17 protein-coding genes are annotated in these 17,110 nt (G+C 62.3%); 15 read left to right on the plus strand and 2 right to left on the minus strand.

Features of this window, described 5'->3' with window-relative positions; all coding sequences use genetic code 11:
* Nucleotides 1–2 precede the first annotated feature (2 nt).
* The gene (locus AC57B6_RS11035) at nt 3–677 is read left to right on the plus strand and encodes a DUF4410 domain-containing protein (RefSeq protein ID WP_496421318.1); all 675 of its coding nucleotides are present in this window, start codon (nt 3–5) and stop codon (nt 675–677) included.
* A gap of 41 nt (nt 678–718) precedes the next feature.
* On the opposite strand, the gene AC57B6_RS11040 is transcribed toward AC57B6_RS11035, so the two are convergent.
* Nucleotides 719–2,404 (minus strand): acid phosphatase, encoded by a 1,686-nt coding sequence (locus AC57B6_RS11040; RefSeq protein ID WP_144194497.1) that lies wholly within the window; start codon nt 2,402–2,404, stop codon nt 719–721.
* A 220-nt stretch (nt 2,405–2,624) separates the two neighbouring features.
* On the opposite strand from AC57B6_RS11040, the gene AC57B6_RS11045 reads away from it, so the two are divergent.
* Entirely contained in the window at nt 2,625–3,596 is a 972-nt protein-coding gene (locus AC57B6_RS11045; protein WP_496421319.1) for an IclR family transcriptional regulator, read from the plus strand.
* 2 nt (nt 3,597–3,598) lie between these two features.
* Here the strand turns inward: AC57B6_RS11045 and AC57B6_RS11050 are convergent, their stop codons facing one another.
* The gene (locus tag AC57B6_RS11050; RefSeq protein WP_030103722.1) at nt 3,599–4,675 is read right to left on the minus strand and encodes a porin; all 1,077 of its coding nucleotides are present in this window, start codon (nt 4,673–4,675) and stop codon (nt 3,599–3,601) included.
* A 441-nt stretch (nt 4,676–5,116) separates the two neighbouring features.
* Here AC57B6_RS11050 and AC57B6_RS11055 point away from each other — a divergent pair, with 441 nt between their 5' ends.
* The 13 genes from AC57B6_RS11055 to AC57B6_RS11115 are packed head-to-tail and all read left to right on the plus strand — an operon-like array spanning nt 5,117 to nt 17,086.
* Nucleotides 5,117–5,431 (plus strand): non-heme iron oxygenase ferredoxin subunit, encoded by a 315-nt coding sequence (locus AC57B6_RS11055; RefSeq protein WP_028195935.1) that lies wholly within the window; start codon nt 5,117–5,119, stop codon nt 5,429–5,431.
* 1 nt (nt 5,432) lies between these two features.
* The gene (locus AC57B6_RS11060) at nt 5,433–5,744 is read left to right on the plus strand and encodes a recombinase-like helix-turn-helix domain-containing protein (RefSeq protein ID WP_030103723.1); all 312 of its coding nucleotides are present in this window, start codon (nt 5,433–5,435) and stop codon (nt 5,742–5,744) included.
* Nucleotides 5,745–5,793: 49 nt separating this feature from the next.
* Nucleotides 5,794–6,891 carry an aromatic ring-hydroxylating dioxygenase subunit alpha gene (locus tag AC57B6_RS11065; protein ID WP_030103724.1) on the plus strand — a complete coding sequence of 366 codons (1,098 nt, stop codon included), beginning with the start codon at nt 5,794–5,796 and terminating at the stop codon, nt 6,889–6,891.
* A complete protein-coding gene (locus tag AC57B6_RS11070) occupies nt 6,884–7,660 on the plus strand; it encodes an SDR family oxidoreductase (protein ID WP_496421320.1) in 777 nt (258 codons plus the stop codon). The genes AC57B6_RS11065 and AC57B6_RS11070 overlap by 8 nt, the downstream gene beginning before the upstream one ends.
* A gap of 26 nt (nt 7,661–7,686) precedes the next feature.
* On the plus strand, nt 7,687–8,214 hold the full coding sequence (locus tag AC57B6_RS11075; RefSeq protein ID WP_216750882.1) for a cupin domain-containing protein: 528 nt from the start codon (nt 7,687–7,689) through the stop codon (nt 8,212–8,214).
* Nucleotides 8,215–8,248: 34 nt separating this feature from the next.
* Nucleotides 8,249–9,148, plus strand: coding sequence for an alpha/beta fold hydrolase (locus AC57B6_RS11080; RefSeq protein ID WP_496421321.1), 900 nt, complete (start codon nt 8,249–8,251; stop codon nt 9,146–9,148).
* Nucleotides 9,149–10,042, plus strand: coding sequence for an IclR family transcriptional regulator (locus AC57B6_RS11085; protein ID WP_496421322.1), 894 nt, complete (start codon nt 9,149–9,151; stop codon nt 10,040–10,042).
* Nucleotides 10,039–10,848 carry an SDR family oxidoreductase gene (locus tag AC57B6_RS11090; protein WP_216750879.1) on the plus strand — a complete coding sequence of 270 codons (810 nt, stop codon included), beginning with the start codon at nt 10,039–10,041 and terminating at the stop codon, nt 10,846–10,848. Before AC57B6_RS11085 ends, AC57B6_RS11090 begins: the two co-directional genes overlap by 4 nt.
* Complete coding sequence (locus tag AC57B6_RS11095; protein ID WP_216750878.1) at nt 10,841–12,499, plus strand: thiamine pyrophosphate-binding protein; 1,659 nt, start codon at nt 10,841–10,843, stop codon at nt 12,497–12,499. The genes AC57B6_RS11090 and AC57B6_RS11095 overlap by 8 nt, the downstream gene beginning before the upstream one ends.
* Entirely contained in the window at nt 12,492–13,322 is an 831-nt protein-coding gene (locus tag AC57B6_RS11100; protein WP_028195926.1) for an aspartate dehydrogenase, read from the plus strand. The genes AC57B6_RS11095 and AC57B6_RS11100 overlap by 8 nt, the downstream gene beginning before the upstream one ends.
* A gap of 32 nt (nt 13,323–13,354) precedes the next feature.
* On the plus strand, nt 13,355–14,845 hold the full coding sequence (locus AC57B6_RS11105; RefSeq protein WP_496421323.1) for an aldehyde dehydrogenase: 1,491 nt from the start codon (nt 13,355–13,357) through the stop codon (nt 14,843–14,845).
* Between the two features lie 17 nt (nt 14,846–14,862).
* Nucleotides 14,863–15,828, plus strand: coding sequence for a VOC family protein (locus tag AC57B6_RS11110; RefSeq protein ID WP_496421324.1), 966 nt, complete (start codon nt 14,863–14,865; stop codon nt 15,826–15,828).
* On the plus strand, nt 15,821–17,086 hold the full coding sequence (locus AC57B6_RS11115) for an NAD(P)/FAD-dependent oxidoreductase (RefSeq protein ID WP_496421325.1): 1,266 nt from the start codon (nt 15,821–15,823) through the stop codon (nt 17,084–17,086). Before AC57B6_RS11110 ends, AC57B6_RS11115 begins: the two co-directional genes overlap by 8 nt.
* The last annotated feature ends 24 nt before the right edge of the window (nt 17,087–17,110 follow it).

A 17,110-nucleotide genomic window follows, 5' to 3' on the forward strand; every position in this document is an offset into this window, starting at 1 on the left:
CCATGCTGCGTCGATGTCTGCAATTCTCGATGGTGGCAGGGTGCCTGGGCGCCGGTTCGACCCTCGCTGCCGCAGCGGATAGCGCCTCGTTCGCTGCGCCGGCGCCCATCGTCTACGTGGCCGACTTCGAACTCGACGCGTCCAGTGTGACGCCCGACAGCGGGCCGGGGCAGCGTGGGCGCCGCCTGCGTGGTCTTTTGCCGGCCGGCCCCGGGCCGCTCGGCAAGGACAAGAATCCAGAGGAGCACGCAAAGGACATCGTGAACGAGATGGCGGATGCGCTCACAGCCGATCTGAAGCAAGGCGGCGTCGACGCGCGCCGCCTTGTGCCCGCGCAGCCGCTGCCCACCGCGGGCTGGCAGGTGCGGGGCGTATTTCTGAGTGTCGACGACGGCAATCGTCTAAGACGCGCGATGGTCGGTTTTGGTGCGGGTCAGAACGATATTCAGGTAGCGGTATCGTGCGACAGCCTTGCCGCGGCCGATTTGCCGCCGCTCTATCAGGCCGTCGAAGAAGCCGACAGCAAGGGCAAGCCCGGCGCGGTCATCAAGCTCAATCCGTACGTGATCGCGGCAAAGTTCGCGATGGCGGGCGGCGATGAGAAAAAGACGATTAACAAAACCGCGCAGCAGATCGCGGATTCGGTGATTGCGAAACTGCACGGGGTAGCGCAGTGATCGATGCGCTCGCTCACCCCTTCGAGACAGGTAAAAACGGCTCAGGCCAGATCCAGCGTACCGGTCAAATCGCCTAGCGGGGCCAAGCCATTCTGCGCGAATGCCCGATCTCGCGCGACTACCCCATCGAGCGGCGCCAGCCCATGCACGCGGCTAATCAGACGAAGAATGGAATTGGTGTCGTACACCGTGTGGTCGACATAACCCTTCCTCGCCAATGGCGAAATCACCAGCGCGGGAACTCGTGACCCCGGCCCCCAGCGGTCGCCTTTCGGCGGCGAGACCGGATCCCACCAGCCGCCGTTCTCGTCGACCGTGACGACCACGACCGTATTGGCCCACTGCGGCCCGCGCTGAATATGTTCGATCACGTTAGCGATGTGACGGTCTCCCGACGCGACGTCCGCATACCCCGCGTGCATATTCAGGTCGCCCTGCGGTTTGTAGAACGTGACTGCCGGCAGGCGCCCGGCATCGATATCCGCAATCAGGCGGTTGGTGGAAGCGTCGTCGCCGAGGCCCGCGTCGCGCAGATACTTGCGCCGCGCGGCCGTGCCCGGCGCGTAATTGGCGAAGTAGTTGAATGGCTGATGGTGGTACTGGAAGTCGGGCACCGCGCCCGTGTCCTGATGCTCCAGCGCGTACTGCCACGCACCGCTGTACCACGCCCAGTCGACACCTTTTTCCGTCAGACGGTCGCCGATCGTCGCGTAGTTTTGCGGCGGCATGACGCGCGGATTCGAGGGGTCGGCAAACGCGGGATTGCCGCCTTCGGCCGGCCGCACATTGCTCGGCTGGTAAGGCGGCGCCATGGTGTTGACGGCGTAGCCGTCGGGCGTAAATGCGCCGTCGTTGACGAATTTCGGCGGCCCGTCGAGCGCGGACGCGGGCGAGTCCGGCGCCGGCTTGAGCCGTGTGCCGGTCGGATCGTCGCCGTCGACCACCGAGACCATTTTCTTCGCCGGACTGTTATGGATGTCGGGATAGAAGGGCGCCTGTGCCGAGATCAGGAAGATGTGGTTCAACCACGAACCGCCAAACGCCGCCATGAAGAAGTTGTCGCACAACGTGTATTGCCGCGCGAGATTCCACAGACGCAGCGTGTCGGCGGAGTTGCGGTAGTGCCCCATCACCAGGCCGCCGGAATCGCCCCATGCGGCAAACTGATTGTTGCGCCCGGCGTTGATCTGCATCTGGTTCTGGTAGAAACGGTGCACCAGATCGCGGGTGATCACACCGGTCGGCAGCGGCGCGCCTTGCGCGTCGGTGATATGAAACGGGCCGTTGCGCAGATTGGCGATGTCTTTCTGGCCGATCATGTAGCGCTTGCCGTCCACTTCTTGCGCCTGCGGCACGAGACCGCCCCAGATGGCCGGCAGACGCGGCAGCGGCGTCTTGCCGTCGCGGTCGAGTTGCAGATAACGCTCGGCGCTCACTGCATCGAGCGGATGCTGGACGCCGGGAAAATTACCGTACAGGTTCGCGAAACTGCGGTTTTCGGCGTAGATCACCACGATCTGCCTGACCTGATCGTGTAGCGCGGCGTCGAGCCGCAAGTCCGCGGCACTACGCGGCGCGGCGCCGCTCGCGGTACTTTGTTCGGTCTTGCAGCCGGTCAGCGCGAGTCCGATGCCGACCGCCGCGATGCCGGTCAAGACACGGCGGCGCTCGGGATCGTCGGGGGCGTTGTCGGCGTTCGGCGGCAGGGTGGGGTCGTTGTCTGTCATCGGTAGGTTCCGAAATTAGCGTGGCGGGCGCTTAACAATCAGATCGCCTCCGCTTGGGGCGGCGTGCGCGCGGCACTGGGGCGCGATGGATCGCTGCAAAGGATAGCACCGGGATAGCACCGCGCGAAACGCAGGCGACGGTGCGGGAGGCCGCGTGCTTCGCGCTATCATGTTGCTCTGTATCCGATGAACAGCAGAAACAGCAGAAACGGCAGCCAAGATGGCAAAAGAAGAGCAGACAGGAGCGGGACGCAAGCAAATGAAGCCACGCGGCGCGGCCGCTCCGGCTTCGCAGGACGAAGCGACGCTGTCCCAGGCGGAGGGCGCTAACTCACCCGATTCCACCGATGAAGAGAGCACCGGCGGATCGACTTACCTCGTGCCTGGGCTGGAGCGCGGTTTGCGCATCCTCGCCGAATTCAGCGCGCGCGAGCCGATTCTGGGCGCGCCCGAATTGTCCAAGCGCATCGGCATTCCGCGTACCACCACATTTCGTCTACTGCAAACGCTCGAAGCGCTAGGCTTTCTTGAACGCGTGAACGGCGACCGCTATTTCCGCCTGAGCGTCGCGGTGCTGCGGCTCGGCTTCGAATACCTGAGTTCGCTCGAACTGACCGATGTCGGCACGCCGATTCTCGAACGCCTGCGCGACGCGACCGGCCTGAGCACGCATCTGCTGATCCGTGACCAGCGCGACGTGGTGTTCGTCGCCAAGGCGCAAACCCATGAGCCGATGTTCAGTTCGGTGAAGGTGCATGTCGGCACGCGTCTACCCGCGCATGCCACGGTGCATGGCCAGGTGCTGATGGGCGATTTGAGTTTCGAAGAATTGCGTCAGTTGTATCCCGAGCCGCAACTCGAACGCTTCACCGAACGCACGCCCGCGACTGTCGAAGAACTATACGGACGTGTGCGCGAAAGCGCGGCGCTAGGCTACGCCGTGAGCGAAGCGTCTTTTGAACGTGGTATTTCGGTCGTGAGCGCGCCGGTGCGCGACCAGAGCGGCAAGATCACGGCCGCGTTGACGGTCACCATTCCGCGTTCCGATATCGGCGAAGCAGAAGAACGCGAGCCGCTTATCGTCGCGGTTTGTCAGGCGGCGCTCGAATTGTCCGAACGCCTCAGCTATCGTCCGCGGCCGGATGATCCGACCGCGGCTCAAGCGCGCCGCAGACTGATTGCGACGAACTGACATCAGAACGAGTGGTGGATGCCCGTCAGGAAAATCGTCTGGTTCCGCCCGCTCGACACCCCTGCCGTGAAGAACGCGGCGTCCGTATTCGAGCCCGCGCGCTCATACAGTGCATTCACGTACAACTGCGTCGACTTCGACAGCGCGTAGATATCGCCGATCATGAACTGCGTCCAGCGATGGCCGGCTAACGTGGTTGTCGCCGCGCCGCCTGCGACGGTGTTGAACGGTGTGAACTGATAGTTCGCGCCCACGTCGTAACTCTGATACGTGTCCGAATGACTGGCCGACTCCAGCTTCACGCGCGTGTACAAACCGTGCACCAGCAGCTTGCCGAACTGGTATGACGCGCCCGCGCCCATGTTCTCGACCTTGTCCGCGCTGTAGTTCGCAGCGGCGACACCCTGGAAGGTGGTGAGACCCGTCGTCACGATCGACGGCGTACGGTTGTGCTCGTTCGCATAGGTCGCGCCGGCCTTGAACGGACCATTCGCATAACTAAGTGCGAAGCTCAGTGTCTTGCCGGTGGAGAAGTTGGTCGTGTTGCCGAGACCCATCATTGCGCCGACCGAGAAGCCGGCGAAGCTCGCCGAGCGGAACTTCACCGAGTTGTCGAACGGCACCACGCCTGTGTCGGCAAGCTCGTCGATATTGCCCGGGTGGAACGCGTACCAGCTCGCCGCCAGATAGGCCGTGCTAAGCGGGCCCAGTATGTCGAAACTGAACGGCGTCTGATGACCCAGCGTCACCGTGCCGACCTGATCCGAACTCAAGCCCACGAACGCCTGGCGATTGAACAGCGTGCCCGCTTTGGCGAATGCACCAGTGTTCGTATAGAAGCCGTTTTCCAACTGGAAAACGGTCTTCAGACCACCGCCCAGATCCTCAACGCCCTTCAGGCCCCAGCGATCCGGCTGCATGTTGCCTTGCTCTTCGATCCACTTCGAACTGCCGCCTGCATTGCTGATATACGCGATACCGGCATCCAGACTGCCGTATAGCGTGACACTGCTTTGCGCCCATGCGCCAGTCGTTGCGCAGATTGCCGTCAAGCCGGCCGCCGCAATGATGTGCTTCACCGTTGGTTCTCCTGATCACACGACGGATAGCTCGCGCTGATTTCGTCGTCCCTGATCCTTTGCATTGGGTTGAATGCAGCTTCGGGTTTATGCGCCAAAACTGCGTCGCTATTTGTTTCACCTATGGGCGTTTGTATCGCCTATGGAAAAGTATAGTGAGTCTGGAAATGGTCAAAATAAATTTTCGGACCCCGTACAAACCCGCATGACGACCGGTCGATTCGTCTGAGAATAATGAGCAAAGCCACGCCCTAAAAGGCTCTTCAGCCGATGCGCCGATTCATTTCTGTTCACGCAAAGCTGTGTTGTGAACACGACAGTCAGTGTTTTCCCCTAGCAGCCCAGATTTTTATTTTTTCGAGCCGAAGCCACTCCTATAATTATCCATACACGAACTGATGTTCCTTATATGGAACATAAGGCTTCAGGAGAAGGCGAGAAATGACTGAACAATGGCGCTGCGCCGGCCATGCCGGCGATCTGTCCGAAGACGCGCCGCTCGAGTTCAAGCTCGACGGCACGGAAATCGGCATCTACAAGGTGGGCGATGCGCTGTACGCGCTGGAAAACGTCTGCCCTCATGCATACGCATTGCTGACGCAGGGCTTTGTCGACGGCGACACCGTCGAATGCCCGCTACACGAAGCCGTGTTCCATATCCCGACCGGCAAATGCTTGAAAGAGCCCGGTGGCCGCGACCTGAAGACGTATTCGGTACGTCTCGCCGGCGAAGAAATCCAGATCAAGGTGGAATGACATGCGAGAGCAAATCGTGAACTTCAATCCCTTCCTGAAGCCGTGGCTCGCGCCGCAGCCGAACAACGTCGCCGGCAAGGGCGTGATCGAAAAGCCGGGCGAGACCGAAAACTTCATCTGGCAAACGCGTAAGGCGGAGCCGACCCAATACGAGAACGACTTTGGCGATGCGCTCGAAAAGGTTTTCGAAGCCGGCGCGAATGAATTGCAGGAAGTTGTCGACGGTTTGAACCGCGTGGGTTTCCGCACTCCGGAAGGCAACGCATGGGACGCCGAGCGTCTCGCCGCCGAATTCCGCCTGCTCGCCGAATAAGCGCGCTTTCCCGAACACGTCTCATCGCTTTCGTTTCCGGAGTCTCTTTATGACGTCCCCCAATACAACGACTCAAGACGCGGCCGACCCGATCCAGTCTTATCTGAACCGTGGCTTGCGCAATTACTGGTATCCGGTCGCACCGAGTTGGCAGGTCGGCGACGCGCCGGTCGGCATCACGCGTCTCGGCGACCAGATCGTGCTGTGGCGCGACAAGGAAGGCAAAGTCCACGCGCTCGAAGACCGCTGTCCGCACCGCGGCGCGCGTCTGTCGCTCGGCTGGAACCTCGGCGGCAGCGTTGCATGCTGGTATCACGGCATTGAAATCAACGGCGGCGGCACGGTCACGAAAGTCCCGGCTGTTTCGAACTGCCCGCTGGAAGGCCAGAAGTGCGTGAAGTCGTATCCGGTCGAAGAGCATGCCGGCGCGATTTTCCTGTGGTTCGGCGACGACGCCCACAAAGAACCCGCTCCGCTCGAGCTGCCGGAAGAACTGGTCGGCGACGAATACGCGAGCTTCCTGTGCATGTCGAACTGGAAGTGCAATTACCAGTACGCGATCGACAACGTGATGGACCCGATGCACGGCGCCTATCTGCATGCGACGTCGCACTCGATGGCCGAAGGCGACAAGCAGGCCGATATGCGTGTGCGCAAGACGGAAACGGGTCTGATGTTCGAAAAGGTCGGACAGCGCGACGTGAATTTCGACTGGGTCGAACTCGGTGAAACCGGCACGCTGTGGATGCGTCTCGCGATTCCATACAAGAAGAAGTTCGGCCCGGGCGGCAACTTCGGGATCATCGGCTTCGCCGTGCCCGTCGACGAAAACAACTGTCAGGTTTACTTCTGGCGCACGCGCAAGGTGTCGGGCTGGCAGCGCGACGCGTGGCGCTTCATGTATCGCAACCGCCTCGAAGGTCTGCATTGGGCCGTGCTGGAACAGGATCGCTATGTTCTCGAAAGCATGGCGCCGAATGCACGCGAGCACGAATTCCTCTATCAGCACGACGTCGGCATGACGCGTGTGCGGCGCATGTTCCGTCAGCGCGCCCAGCAGCATTTCGCTGAGCTGGATGCGTATCGCGCTCAGACTGCTCAGGCAGGCGCCGCTCAAACCGAGGCAGCAGGCCACAGCCATGCATAACGAAGCGTCAGCGGCTTTGCCGGCACTCAGAGATCGGCGCGTCCTCGTGACCGGCGGCGCGCGCGGTCTCGGCGCGGCGTTCGTTCGCGCGCTGGTGCAAGCCGGTGCGCAAGTCGTGTTCGGCGACGTCCTGCATGACGAAGGTCGCGCGCTTGCGGCGTCGCTGGTCGAGCAGGGCCACGCGGTGACGTATCTGCCGCTCGATCTCGCTGATCCCGCCAGCATCAGGCAGTTTGCCGATCAGGCAGTGGCGCAGCTCGGCGGGCTCGACGCATTGATCAACAACGCGGCGATCACCAACTCGGGCGGCAAGTTCGCCGACGAGTTGTCGGTCGAGACGTGGAACGCCGTGATGAACGTCAACGTGCGCGGCACGTGGCTGATGAGTACCGCTGCGTTGCCGTATCTGCGCGACTCGGGGCGCGGCAGCATCGTCAATATCGCCTCCGACACGGCAATGTGGGGTGCGCCGAAGCTGCTTGCGTATGTCGCAAGCAAGGGCGCTGTGATCTCGATGACCCGCTCGCTGGCGCGCGAATTCGGCGCGGACGGCGTGACGGTCAACGCGATCGCGCCGGGCCTCACCGAAGTCGAAGCCACCGCTTACGTGCCCGCCGAGCGTCACCAGTATTACATGCAAGGCCGCGCGCTGACGCGCGCACAGGTGCCCGACGACGTCACCGGGCCGGTGCTGTTCCTGTTGTCCGATGCCGCACGCTTCGTGACTGGCCAGTTGCTGCCGGTCAATGGCGGCTTCGTGATGAATTGATCTTGTCGAATCGAAAGGAGAAAGAGATGGCGGACGCCGAACTCGAACGCAAATCGTGGGAACAACCCGCGGACGCGAGCTTTGCGCAGTGGCTGGATAGCCGCGTCGCGCGCCTGGAAACGCGCCGTTATGACTGGGACGCGCTGAAGTTCCAGGCCGACTACGACCCGAAGTATCGCCGCGCACAAATGCGCTATGTCGGCACGGGTGGCACCGGCGTCGCGAAAGACATGAACACGGTGCCCGCCGGCGGCTTCACGTTTTCGACGATGGTGATTCCGGCCGGCAACATCGGACCGAGCCATATCCATATGGATGTCGAAGAAATCTTCTTCGTGCTGCGCGGCAAGATGAAAGTGATTTGCGAAAAAGACGGCGAAACGTGGGAAGCCGTGCTCGGCGAGCGCGATCTGATTTCGGTGCCTCCGGGCGTGTATCGCACGGAGGTGAACATCGGCGAAGAAGACGCGTTGATGTGCGTGATGCTCGGTTCACCCAGGCCAATCACGCCGACGTATCCGCCGGATTCGCCGTTGGCCAAGCTCAAGCGCTAAGTCTTCAGTTTTTTAGATCCCCACGAAGGCAATCATGTCCACAGTCCCGTTCCGTATCGCCGATAACGTCGATCAGAACGCTACGCTCGAAGCGCGCCTTGCGCGCTTTCCGGCGCAGCAGATCTGGCTCGCATCGCAACGTGCGGTGAGTTATCGCGAGGCGGATAGCGCAGCAAGCGACGCACTGCCTTTGGTGCTGCTTCACGGTATCGGGTCGGGCGCGGCTTCGTGGGTACAACAGTTTGAAGTGCTGGGCGAGACGCGTTGTGTGCTGGCGTGGGATGCACCGGGGTATGGCGCGTCGACCCCGGTAGAAGCCGATTCGCCCGCTGCAGGCGACTACGCAACGGTGCTGAAAGAATGGCTCGACGCGCTCGGCATTGAGCGCTGTGTGCTGCTGGGGCATTCGCTTGGCGCGATCGTCGCCGGTGCGTTTGCTGTGACGAATCCGCAGCTTGTGGCCGGTTTACTCCTGCTGTCGCCGGCTGGCGGATATGGCGCTTCGCCTGCGGACGTGCGCGAGAGCAAACGCAATCAGCGTCTCGCCATGATTAAGGAACTCGGCCCACAAGGTCTCGCTGAAAAACGCAGCACCAATATGTTGTCCGCGAACGCGAGCGATGAAGCGCGCGCATGGGTGCGCTGGAACATGTCGCGGGTGATCCCACGTGGCTATGTTCAAGCAACACATCTGCTCGCGAACGCCGATCTCGCCAGCGATCTCGCGCGCTACAAAGGTCACATCAGCATCGCAGTCGGCGCAGACGACGCTATCACGCCCCCCGAAGCCTGCGAGCGACTCGCCCTGACGGCCAGCACCAGGTTGCAGGTTGTGCCGGGCGCGGGGCATGCCGGCTATATCGAAGCACCCACCGCGTACACCGCGATCATCGACACGTTCTGTCGCGCGAGCGACGGACAACGGAGCCAATGAATGACGCCCGACACGATTAACGCCGAGCGCGACGCGGACGACGACCGCAACGACGCGGACGCCAGCAGCGAGATCAACTATCGCGTGCCGGGTCTGGAACGTGGTCTGAAGATACTGACCGAGTTTTCGCCGCGCGAGCCGGTTCTCGGCGCACCGGAACTATCGAAGCGCCTGAAGATTCCCCGCACAACGGTGTTCCGTCTGCTGCAAACACTCGAATCGCTCGGTTTTCTCGAGCGCGCTGATAAGGACCGCAACTATCGCCTCGGCGTCGCGGTGCTTCGGCTCGGTTTCGAGTACCTGAGCTCGCTTGAACTGACCGATCTCGGTTTGCCGATCATCGAAGCCTTGCGCAACGACACCGGCCTCACCAGCCATATCGTGATTCGCGACGGACGCGATGTTGTGTTCGTCGCGAAGGCGCAAAGTCATGCGCCGATCTTCAGCTCGGTGAAGGTGAACGTCGGCACGCGTCTGCCGGCTTACGCAACGACGCACGGCCAGGTGCTGATGAGCGACATGACGCTCGACGAGTTGAAAAAGCTCTATCCCGAGCCGGAACTGGAACGCTTTACGAAGCAAACACCCGCCACCGTCGAGGAGTTGTACGAACGGGTTTGCGATGACGCGAGGCGCGGTTACGCGATCAGCGAGTCGTCGTTCGAACGCGGCATTTCCGTGGTGAGCGCGCCGGTTCGCAACGACACGGGCCGCATCGTCGCGGTGATTACGACCACGATTCCGCGTCCCGAGATCGACGCTTCGCTGCTCGACAACGGCCTGATCGACAAGGTTCGCCGCGCGGCCGACGAACTCTCGCAGCGGCTCAATTATCGGCCGAAGGGTAGCGCGAACGCGGGCACGAAATACATGAAGGCACTGGGACTCAAATGATCCAAATCGACTTGACCGGACAGGTGGCGGTGGTGACGGGCGGTTCGTCCGGCATCGGCCTTGCAACCGCGGAACTGTTTCTACGAGCTGGCGCGTCGGTCGCGATCTGTGGACGCGACGGCGAACGGCTGGCGCAAGCGGAAACCGCTTTGAACGCGCAGTTTCCCCACGCGCAATTGTTGGCGCGAACCTGCGACGTACTGAACGCGGACGAAGTAGCCGCCTTCGCGCAAGCGGTGCACACCCGCTTTGGCCGCACCGACATGCTGATCAACAACGCCGGTCAAGGCCGCGTCTCGACCTTCGCCGACACCAGCGACGACGCCTGGCGCGAAGAACTCGACCTGAAGTACTTCAGTGTGATTCGCCCGACCCGCGCATTTCTGCCGATGCTGCGCGACGCGGCGGGGGGCGGCAAGAACGCGGCCGTGGTCTGCGTGAATTCGCTGCTCGCGCTGCAACCCGAGCCGCATATGGTGGCGACCTCGTCGGCGCGCGCCGGCGTGCTGAGTCTCATCAAATCGCTCGCGGTCGAACTCGCGCCGCAGCGCATCCGCGTGAATTCGATTCTGATCGGCATCGTCGAATCCGGTCAATGGCGCCGCCGTTACGCGAAAGAAGCGCAACCGGGTCAGAGCTGGGAAGACTGGACCGCCGAACTGGCGCGCAAGAAAAACATTCCGCTAGGCCGCTTCGGTCGCCCCGAAGAAGCCGCACAAGCGCTCTTTTACCTGGCTACGACGCTGTCGTCCTATACGACGGGCAGTCACATCGATGTTTCTGGAGGCGTTGCACGACATGTCTAACAAAACCACCGTTGGCGAACTGATCGCCGCTTTTCTCGAGCAATGCGGCGTCCAAACCGCTTTCGGCGTGATCTCGATCCACAACATGCCGATCCTCGACGCGATCCACAACCGCGGCAAGATTCGCTATGTCGGCGCGCGCGGCGAAGCCGGCGCGGTGAATATGGCTGACGGCCTCGCCCGTGTCTCCGGCGGCCTCGGCGTGGCGTTCACCAGCACGGGAACGGCCGCGGGCAATGCAGCGGGCGCGATGGTCGAAGCACTGACGGCGGGCACGGCGCTCCTGCACATTACCGGTCAGATCGAAACGGAGTACCTCGATAAAGACCTCGCGTATATCCACGAAGCGCCGGACCAATTGTCGATGTTGCAGTCGATTTCGAAAGCAGCGTTCCGCGTGCGTTCGGTTGAGACCGCGCTGCCGACGATCCGCGAGGCGGTGCGCGTCGCGCTGACGGCGCCGAGCGGTCCCGTCAGCGTCGAAATTCCAATCGACATTCAGGCGGCGGAAATTGAATGGCCCGCCGACCTGGCCGCGCCGCACGTCACCACACTCACGCATAGCAGCGCGCGCGTCGCACAACTCGCGGAGCAACTGGCGAGCGCGAAGCGCCCGTTGTTGTGGCTCGGCGGCGGCACGCGGCATGCACGCGCCGCGGTTGAGCGTCTCGTGGCGCTGGGTTTCGGCGTGGTGACCAGCGTGCAAGGCCGTGGCGTGCTGCCGGAAGATCATCCGGCGACGCTGGGTGCGTTCAACGTGCACGCCGCCGTCGAAAGCTTCTACAAGACGTGCGATGCGCTGGTGGTGGTCGGCTCGCGTCTGCGTGGCAATGAAACGCTGAAGTACAAGCTGGCGCTGCCGCAACCGTTGTATCGCATCGACGCGGACGCACTCGCCGACAACCGTGGCTATCGCAACGACATGTTCGTGCACGGCGACGCATCGGCGGTACTCGAAGAGCTTGCGACGCTGCTCGAAGGCCGTCTGAAGGTCGATCCCACGTTTGCGCAGGACCTCGCCGCCGCGCGCGAAAGTGCCGTCGCGGATGTGGGCAAGGGCCTCGGCCCGTACAAGCGCCTTGTCGATGCACTTCAACAGGCAGTGGGCCGCGACTACAACTGGGTGCGTGACGTCACGATCTCGAACAGCACGTGGGGCAACCGCATGCTGAAGATTTTCTCGCCGCGCGCGGGCGTTCATGCACTTGGCGGCGGCATCGGCCAGGGCATGCAAATGGGGATTGGCGCGGCACTCGCCGGCAATGCCGCGAAGACCGTGTGCCTGGTCGGCGATGGCGGCTTGATGGTGAACGTCGGCGAGCTCGCGACGGCCGTGCAGGAAAACGCCAACGTGATGATCGTGCTGATGAACGACCAGTGCTACGGCGTGATCCGCAACATTCAGGACGCGCAATACGGCGGCCGCCGTTGCTACGTCGATCTGCACCAGCCGGATTTCGCGCAGTTCTGCGAGAGCCTGGAGCTCACGCACTACCGCATCAAGTCGCTCGATCAGGCCGAGGAAATCATCCGTGAAGGTATGGCGAAGACGGGTCCCGTGCTGGTCGAAGTGGACATGCTGTCGGTCGGCTCGTTCGCCACCGCATTCGCGGGGCCGCCGGTCAAGGAAAAGGAGCCGCAACATGCGTGAGACCGGCTACGCGGGGCACCACGCACCCGTCGACGTCGCGATGATCGGCTTCGGCGCGATCGGCCAGGCGGTGTATCGCTCGGTCGAGTCGGACCCGACGGTGCGCGTGTCGCACGTGATCGTGCCGGAGCGTCATATGGCGTCGGTGCGTGAAGTGGTGGGTGCGTCGGTCGACGTGGTCTCGTCGGTGTCCGCGTTGAACAGCCATCCGCATTTCGCGCTGGAATGCGCGGGGCACAGCGCGCTTGTCGATCACGTGGTGCCCTTGCTGAAAGCCGGGACGGATTGCGCCGTGGCTTCGATCGGCGCGCTGTCCGACATGATGTTGCTGGACGCGCTAGCCGCCGCCGCCGATGAAGGCGATGCCACGTTGACGCTGTTGTCGGGCGCAATCGGCGGCGTGGACGCGTTGTCCGCCGCGAAGCTCGGCGGCCTTGACGAAGTGCTGTACACGGGGCGCAAACCGCCCACGGGTTGGCTCGGCACGCCAGCGGAGCAGGTTTGCAATCTGCACACGTTGAGCGAAGAAATCGTGATCTTCGAAGGCAGCGCACGTGAAGCGGCGCGCCTGTACCCGAAGAACGCCAACGTCGCCGCGACCATCGCGCTCGCCGGCCTGGGTCTGGACCACACCATGGTCCGCCTGATCGCCGATCCGAATGTGACGCGCAACGTGCATCGCATCGTGGCGCGCGGCGCATTCGGCGAGATGTCGCTGGAAATGTGCGGCAAGCCGCTGCCGGACAACCCCAAGACGTCCGCATTGACCGCGTACAGCGCGATTCGTGCGCTACGCAATCGCGCGGCACGCTGTGTGATTTAAGCCATTAGCTGAAGCAAACCGGAACGACCGACATGACTCACTTCGATACCAGCCTTGTCCCTACCGGCGATATTTTCATCGGCGGCGAATGGCGGCAAGGACGCGGCAACCCGTACAAAAGCCTGTATCCGGCGGATCAGTCGGTCAACATGGAAATCTCGACGGCCAATGCCGACGACGCCCGCGAAGCGGTGGAAGCCGCCGATATCGCCTGGCGCAAGCCGGATTGGTCGGGTTTGAAGCCGCATCAACGCGCGCTGATCCTGTATCGCATCGCCGATCTGATCATGGCGCGTCACGAGGCGCTCGCGCAATTGCAGCGTCGCGACAACGGCAAGCCGATCGGCGAAACGCGCGTGCTGGTGGCAAGCGCGGCTAACACGTTCCGTTATTTCGCTGCGTGCCTTGAAACGCTCGACGAAGAAGTCACGCCCTCACGTGGCGACTATCTGACGATGAGCATTTACGAGCCCATCGGGGTGATCGCGGCAATTACACCGTGGAATTCGCCGATTGCTTCGGACGCGCAAAAGCTGGCTCCTGCTTTGGCGGGCGGCAACGCAGTGGTGTTGAAGCCGGCTGAAGTCACGCCGCTGGTCTCGCTTGCGCTGGCGCGTATCTGCGAAGAAGCCGGTGTGCCGAAGGGCGTTTTGAGCGTCGTGCCGGGTAAAGGCTCGGTGATCGGCGACGTGCTGGTGCGCCATCCGCTGGTCAAGAAGGTGTCGTTCACGGGCGGCACTGAGGTGGGCCGCGGTATCGCGCGCATTGCCGCGGACAAGCTGATGCCCGTGTCGCTGGAACTGGGCGGCAAATCGCCGACCATCGTATTCGATGACGCCGATCTCGACCATGCAGTAAACGGCGTGCTGTACGGCATTTTCAGTTCGTCGGGCGAAGCGTGCATCGCGGGCTCGCGTCTGTTCGTGCAGCGCTCGATCTACGACGCCTTCATGAAACGTCTCGCGGAAGGCGCGCGCAAACTGCGCGTCGGCGATCCGTCACGCGCGGAAACGCAAATGGGTCCGTTGATTACCGCGGCGCATCGCGAGACAGTCGAGCGGTATGTCGCGTTGGGTCTGGAAGAGGGCGGCCGCCTGCTGTGCGGCGGCGAGCGCCCGGTTGGCGATGGCCGCGAGCAGGGTACTTACTTTCAGCCGACGATACTCGAAGGCCTCACGAACGAAGCCCGCATCTGCCAGGAAGAGATTTTCGGCCCGGTACTGGTCGCGATGCCGTTCGACGACGAAGCCTCGCTGCTAAAAGAAGCCAACAACAGCGTGTTTGGCCTTGCCGCCGGCATCTGGACGCGCGATTACAAACGCGCCTACCGCATCGCGCGCGCACTCGAAGCCGGCACCGTTTGGATCAATACCTACAAGCTGTTCTCGATTTCGACGCCGTTTAGCGGCTGGAAGGAGAGCGGCATGGGACGCGAGAAAGGCCGTCTCGGCATCCGCGAATACATGCAGCAGAAGAGCCTCTACTGGGGCTTGAACGACGCGCCGCTGGCGTGGGCGAACTAATACGCAAGAGGCACGGTATGACGATTCTCGGTATTGAACAGATTATTTACGGCGTAACGGATCTCGCCACCTGCCGCCGGTTTTTTGCGGACTGGGGTTTGAAAGAGATCGAGCATGACGATAGTCACGCGCGCTTCGAAACGCTGAACGGCTGCACGGTACGCTTGGTCGATGCGAACGATCCGTCGCTGCCGCCCGCCTTCGAAGAAGGTCCGACGCTGCGTGAAGTGACCTGGGGTGTAGCAACCAAAGCTGAGCTCGACGAACTGCGCGGCCGCTTTGCAGGCCAACCCGGCCACTTCGAAACGGAAGACGCCGTAGGTTGCATCGATCCGAACGGTATGGCGATTCGCGTCGAAGTGACTCGCAAACGTGCGCTGGATATTCACGGCTCGCCCTCAAACGTGTGGGGGCAAACGCTGCGCGTCGATCAACCGTCGCCGATTTACGAATGTGCTGAACCGGTTGAAGTGGGTCATGTGGTGTTCTTCACGAACCAGCTGGCGGAACAGGAAAAGTTCTACCAGGAACTGCTCGGCTTCGAAATGTCGGACCGCTATCCTGGCCGTGGCGCGTTCATGCGTTGCGCGCCGCACGGCGGCCACCACGACATTTTTCTGCTGGCCTTGCCGGGTGGAAAGCGCGGTCTCAATCACGTGGCGTTCACCGTGCGCGACATTCACGAAGTGTTCGGCGGCGGCATGCATATCAGCCGCTGTGGTTGGGATACGCAACTCGGGCCGGGGCGTCATCCGGTCTCGTCGGCGTACTTCTGGTATTTCCAGAATCCGGCTGGCGGTTTGATCGAGTACTACGCCGACGAAGATCAGCTCACGCCCGAATGGCAGCCGCGTGATTTCGAACCGGGTCCGACCGTGTTCGCCGAATGGGCTATCGACGGCGGCATCGACGGTAACACGCGTCGCCAGAAAAACGCGAAGGCGCCGGAAGGCAAGTTCATGACGGAGCGGAAAAATGACTGACGCTGCTGCCGCAAAGGCTGAAGCTGCACACGCCGGGCTGGAAGCACCGCGCACGATTGTCGTGATCGGTGGCGGCCAGGCTGCTGGCTGGGTCGTGAAGACGTTGCGCAAGGAAGGCTTTGACGGCCGCCTCGTGATGATCGCCGACGAGATTCATTTGCCGTATGAGCGGCCGCCGCTCTCGAAGGCGGTGCTCTCCGGCGAGGCGGATATCGAGACCGTGCGCCTCGTGAAGCCCGACGATTTCGATGCGCTGAACGTCGAAGCATGGCAACCGGACTGCGCGACGTCGATCGATCGTGAAAAGCGCATTGTTCGCACGCAGTCGGGCCGTGAAGTGCAATACGACCGGCTGGTGATTGCAACCGGCGGCGCGGCACGGCGTTTGCCTGATTCGCTGGTGAAGACTTCGCACATCACCTATCTGCGTACGCTCGACGAAGCCGTTGCTTTGGGCGAGCGGCTGCGTGCCAGCAAACGCGTGCTGGTCGTAGGTGGCGGATGGATCGGTCTCGAAGTCGCGGCCACGGCGCGCAAGCTCGGCGTGGAAGCGGCAGTCGTGGAAGGTGCTCCGCGTCTGTGCGCTCGCTCGTTGCCGCCGCTGGTGTCGGACTTTCTGCTGCAACTGCATCGGGCAAATGGAGTGGACGTGCGGTTGAACGCATCGCTCATGTCGATTGCGGATCATCCGAACGACACCAACCGTATTCGCGCCACATTCGCCGACGGTTCCACGCTTGACGCCGACTTTGCTGTCGCCGGCATCGGCCTCGCGCCGCATACGATGCTGGCGGAAGCCGCGGGTATCAAGGTGGACGACGGCATCGTCGTCGACCATTTCGGCGCGACCGACGACCCGCGCATCTTTGCGTGCGGCGATGTCGCGAATCACCCGAGTGCATGGCTGAAGCGTCGTGTGCGGCTCGAATCGTGGGCCAATGCGCAGAACCAGGCGATCTCGGCGGCCAAAGCGTTGCTTGGCAAATTCGAGCCGTATGCGGACATTCCATGGTTCTGGTCCGATCAATACGACGTGAATCTGCAAATCCTCGGCGACATTCCGGGCGATGCGCAACTCGCGATACGCGGTGATGTAGCAGGAAAACGCGCCACGCTATTCCATCTGGAAGACGGCGCGATTCGCGGCGTGATTGCCATCAACACGCCGCGCGAACTGAAATTGTCGCGCAAGTGGATGAACCAGGGCCGGACGATCGACCTTGCCACCTTGACCGACGCCTCAACGGCGCTTGCCTAACCAAACCTACGGACGGCACCACGG

Source organism: Paraburkholderia sp. BGA-UO-ETr-F12 (genome assembly GCF_059567945.1).

Coding starts and splice junctions, on each gene's coding strand:
- AC57B6_RS11035 (WP_496421318.1), top strand. CDS start 3: ATGCTGCGTCGATGTCTGCAATTCTCGATGGTGGCAGGGTGCCTGGGC.
- AC57B6_RS11040 (WP_144194497.1), bottom strand. CDS start 2,404: ATGACAGACAACGACCCCACCCTGCCGCCGAACGCCGACAACGCCCCC.
- AC57B6_RS11045 (WP_496421319.1), top strand. CDS start 2,625: ATGGCAAAAGAAGAGCAGACAGGAGCGGGACGCAAGCAAATGAAGCCA.
- AC57B6_RS11055 (WP_028195935.1), top strand. CDS start 5,117: ATGACTGAACAATGGCGCTGCGCCGGCCATGCCGGCGATCTGTCCGAA.
- AC57B6_RS11060 (WP_030103723.1), top strand. CDS start 5,433: ATGCGAGAGCAAATCGTGAACTTCAATCCCTTCCTGAAGCCGTGGCTC.
- AC57B6_RS11065 (WP_030103724.1), top strand. CDS start 5,794: ATGACGTCCCCCAATACAACGACTCAAGACGCGGCCGACCCGATCCAG.
- AC57B6_RS11070 (WP_496421320.1), top strand. CDS start 6,884: ATGCATAACGAAGCGTCAGCGGCTTTGCCGGCACTCAGAGATCGGCGC.
- AC57B6_RS11075 (WP_216750882.1), top strand. CDS start 7,687: ATGGCGGACGCCGAACTCGAACGCAAATCGTGGGAACAACCCGCGGAC.
- AC57B6_RS11080 (WP_496421321.1), top strand. CDS start 8,249: ATGTCCACAGTCCCGTTCCGTATCGCCGATAACGTCGATCAGAACGCT.
- AC57B6_RS11085 (WP_496421322.1), top strand. CDS start 9,149: ATGACGCCCGACACGATTAACGCCGAGCGCGACGCGGACGACGACCGC.
- AC57B6_RS11090 (WP_216750879.1), top strand. CDS start 10,039: ATGATCCAAATCGACTTGACCGGACAGGTGGCGGTGGTGACGGGCGGT.
- AC57B6_RS11095 (WP_216750878.1), top strand. CDS start 10,841: ATGTCTAACAAAACCACCGTTGGCGAACTGATCGCCGCTTTTCTCGAG.
- AC57B6_RS11100 (WP_028195926.1), top strand. CDS start 12,492: ATGCGTGAGACCGGCTACGCGGGGCACCACGCACCCGTCGACGTCGCG.
- AC57B6_RS11105 (WP_496421323.1), top strand. CDS start 13,355: ATGACTCACTTCGATACCAGCCTTGTCCCTACCGGCGATATTTTCATC.
- AC57B6_RS11110 (WP_496421324.1), top strand. CDS start 14,863: ATGACGATTCTCGGTATTGAACAGATTATTTACGGCGTAACGGATCTC.
- AC57B6_RS11115 (WP_496421325.1), top strand. CDS start 15,821: ATGACTGACGCTGCTGCCGCAAAGGCTGAAGCTGCACACGCCGGGCTG.